The sequence below is a fragment of the Rhodopseudomonas sp. AAP120 genome (genome assembly GCF_001295845.1).
GTDB lineage: Bacteria > Pseudomonadota > Alphaproteobacteria > Rhizobiales > Xanthobacteraceae > Rhodopseudomonas.
In genome coordinates this window covers 1-3,322 of the sequence record NZ_LJIC01000202.1, presented here as the reverse complement: position 1 = coordinate 3,322, position 3,322 = coordinate 1, and the positions used below count along the sequence as shown (strand labels likewise).

General features: G+C 65.4%; 2 protein-coding genes. One reads left to right on the top strand and one right to left on the bottom strand.

Annotation, left to right across the window (positions count from 1 at the left end; genetic code table 11):
• Nucleotides 1-138: 138 nt before the first annotated feature.
• Entirely contained in the window at nt 139-2,355 is a 2,217-nt protein-coding gene (locus tag IP86_RS26510; protein WP_054165445.1) for a 3-hydroxyacyl-CoA dehydrogenase NAD-binding domain-containing protein, read from the bottom strand.
• A gap of 105 nt (nt 2,356-2,460) precedes the next feature.
• On the opposite strand from IP86_RS26510, the gene IP86_RS26505 reads away from it, so the two are divergent.
• On the top strand, nt 2,461-3,234 hold the full coding sequence (locus IP86_RS26505; RefSeq protein ID WP_054165444.1) for an EAL domain-containing protein: 774 nt from the start codon (nt 2,461-2,463) through the stop codon (nt 3,232-3,234).
• Nucleotides 3,235-3,322: the final 88 nt, after the last annotated feature.

The following is a 3,322-nucleotide window of genomic DNA, read 5'->3' as shown; positions in this document are numbered from 1 at the left end:
CGGGTGAGGGCACTCCGCTCCGCGAGTCGCTCAGTCAGCGGCTGGGGCGCCCTCACCCCACCCCTCTCCCGCAAGCGGGAGAGGGAGCGTGCTGCGGCTTGGGGCGACTCCCTCTTCACCAAGGAGGCAGGAGCCCCCTTACGCCGCCGCCTGCTTCTTCGGGGCGAAGCGGTGGTAGAAGGTGTCGCCGGTCTTGGCCATGTCTTCGAGCAGCTTCGGCGGGGTGAAGCGCGAGCCGTATTTGCCCTCGAGCTTGTGGCACAGCGCCACGAACTCCTTGGTGCCCATGAAGTCGATGTAGCTCAGCGTGCCGCCGGTGAACGGCGCGAAGCCGAAGCCGAGGATCGAGCCGACATCGGCCTCGCGCGGATCGACGATGACGTTGTCCTCGACGGTGCGCGCCGCTTCCACCGCCTGCACGGCGAGGAAGCGCTGCTTCAGCTCTTCGACGTCGATGGTGTCGGGATCGAGGTGCTTGGGCTGCAGCGCGGCGATGCCGTCCCACAGGCTCTTCTGACCCTTGCCCTTCTCCGGATAGACGTAGAAGCCCTTGCCGTTCTTGCGGCCGAACCGGCCCTGCTTCTCGACCAGCTCGACCATCAGCTTCTTCTGCTGCTGATCGACCGCCTGCTCGCCAAGGTCGGCTTCGGTCGCCTTCATGATCTTGAGGATCAGGTCGAGCGCGACTTCGTCGGCCAGCGACAGCGGACCGACCGGCATGCCGGCCATCTTGGCGGCGGTCTCGATCATCGGCGCCGGGACGCCTTCCATCAGCATCTCGAGGCCTTCGGCGGTGAAGCGCAGCACGCAGCGGTTGGCGAAGAAGCCGCGGCTGTCGTTCACCACGATCGGGGTCTTGCCGATCTGGCGGGTATAGTCGAGCGCGGCCGCCAGCGTGGCGTCGCTGGTGTTGTTCCCGAGGATCACTTCGACCAGCATCATCTTCTCGACCGGCGAGAAGAAGTGGATGCCGATGAACTTCGACTGGTCCTTGAACTCCTCGGCCAGCGAGTTGATCGGCAGCGTCGAGGTGTTGGAGGCGAAGATCGCGCCTTCCTTCAAGAGCGGCTGCGCCTTGGCGTAGGTCTCGGCCTTGACCTTGCGATCCTCGAACACCGCTTCGATGACGAGGTCGGCATCCGAGATCGCATTGAAGTCCGCGGTCGCGGTGATGCGCGACATCAGCGCCTCGGCGTCGGCCGGCTTGGCGCGGCCCTTCTTGATCAGCCCGTCGATCACCGACTGGCAGTGCGCCTTGCCCTTGTCGGCGCTCTCCTGATCGCGGTCGATCAGCACGACTTCGATGCCGGCCTTGGCCGAGACGTAGCCGACGCTGGCGCCCATGAAGCCGGCGCCGATGATGGCGAGCTTCTTGACCTTGGTGGGCGGCACGCCCTGCGGCCGGCGCGCGCCCTTGTTGAGTTCCTGCATCGACAGGAACAGGCTGCGGATCATCGCTGCCGCTTCCTTGGTCTGCAGCACATGGGCGAAGTAGCGCGACTCGATGCGCAGCGCGACGTCCATCGGCACCTGCAGGCCCTCATAGACGCAGCTCATGATGGCGCGGGCCGCCGGGTAGTTGTCGTAGGTCTCGCGGCGATAGATGGCGTTGCCGGCCGGGAACATCATCATGCCCTGCTTCGAGAACACCGGGCCGCCGGGCAGCTTGAAGCCCTTCTCGTCCCACGGCGCCACCGCCTTGCCGCCGGCCTTGATCCATTCCTTGGCGGTCGTGATCAGGTCCGCTGCCGGCACCACGGCATCGACCAGCTTCAGCGCCTTGGCCTTGTCGAGCTTGAGCTGATCGCCCTTGAGCAGGATGGTCATCGCCTCCTGCGGATTGACGATGCGCGGAATCCGCTGCGTGCCGCCGCCGCCCGGGAACAGGCCGACCTTGATTTCGGGCAGGCCGAGGCGAGTCTTCGGATTGTCGGCCGCGACGCGGTAGTGACAGGCCAGCGTCACTTCGAAGCCGCCGCCGAGCGCCATGCCGTTGATCGCCGCGACCCACGGCTTGCCGCCGGTCTCGATGCCGCGCAGGATCTGCGACAGCTTGCGGCTCTCGTCGAACAGCATCTGCTGCGCGGCTTCCTCGCCCTTGTCCTGCTTGAGCTGGGCGAACTGCTTGGTCATCGCTTCCAGCATCGACAGATCGGCGCCGGCGCAGAACGCCTCCTTGGCCGACGTAATCACCACGCCCTTGACGGCCGCGTCCTTGCCGGTCGCTTCCGCGATCGCGGCGAGCTCCTCGATCGTCTTGGTGTCGAGCACGTTCATCGACTTGCCGGGAAGATCCCAGGTGACCAGCGCGATGCCGTCGGCGTCGGTCTCGATCTTGAAGTTGCTGTAGCTCATCGCTGTGTGCTCCGGTTCGAACTAATTAGCTAAACGTTGCTTAAGGGTCGGATTGTAAGCTCCCGTCTTTCGCGCCTCGCGCGCGATCACCAGACAGGAGGCCTTATGAGTTCCGCTTGCGCCGGATGCCACGACGGCATCGCGGTCCCGTTCGAGATGAAGATGGCTTTTCAGCCGATCGTCGACCTGTCGGCGCAGCGGGTGTGGGGTTATGAAGCGCTGGTGCGCGGGCCGAACGGCGAGCCTGCCGGCATGATCCTGTCGCAGGTCACCGACGAGATGCGTTACCGCTTCGACCAGGCGGCGCGCGTGCTGGCGATCGAAACCGCCGGCAAGCTGTTCACCGATCCGAGCGCGCGACTGTCGATCAACTTCATGCCGAACGCCGTCTACGAGCCGAACGCCTGCATCCAGAAGTCGCTCGCCGCCGCCAAGCGCGCGCAGTTTCCGCACCGGAACCTGATGTTCGAATTCACCGAGAACGAGCGCATGCTCGACGTCGGCCATCTCAACCGCATCGTCGAGGCGTATCGCGCGCTCGGCTTCCTCACCGCGCTCGACGATTTCGGCGCCGGCTATGCGGGGCTCGGCCTGCTGGCCAAGCTGCAGCCGGACCTGATCAAGATCGACATGGAGGTGCTGCGCGACATCCACCTCAGCCGCGCCAAACAGGCGATCGTCGCCGGCATCGTCGGCATCGCCCGCGAACTCGACATCCGCGTGCTGGCCGAAGGCGTGGAATGCGAACAGGAATGCGCCGTGCTGCGCGCATCCGGAATTTCGCTGTTCCAGGGTTACCATTTCGCCAAACCCGCCTTGATGGCTCTGCCCGAAGTACCGATACTGAACCCCGCAATCGAGGCCAGAGCGGCTGGTTGAAGTCTCGACCTTCCCTCTCCCCTTGTGGGAGAGGGTGGACGCGCGAAGCGCGGCCGGGTGAGGGGTAGCCACGCGCACTGCCCCTCGT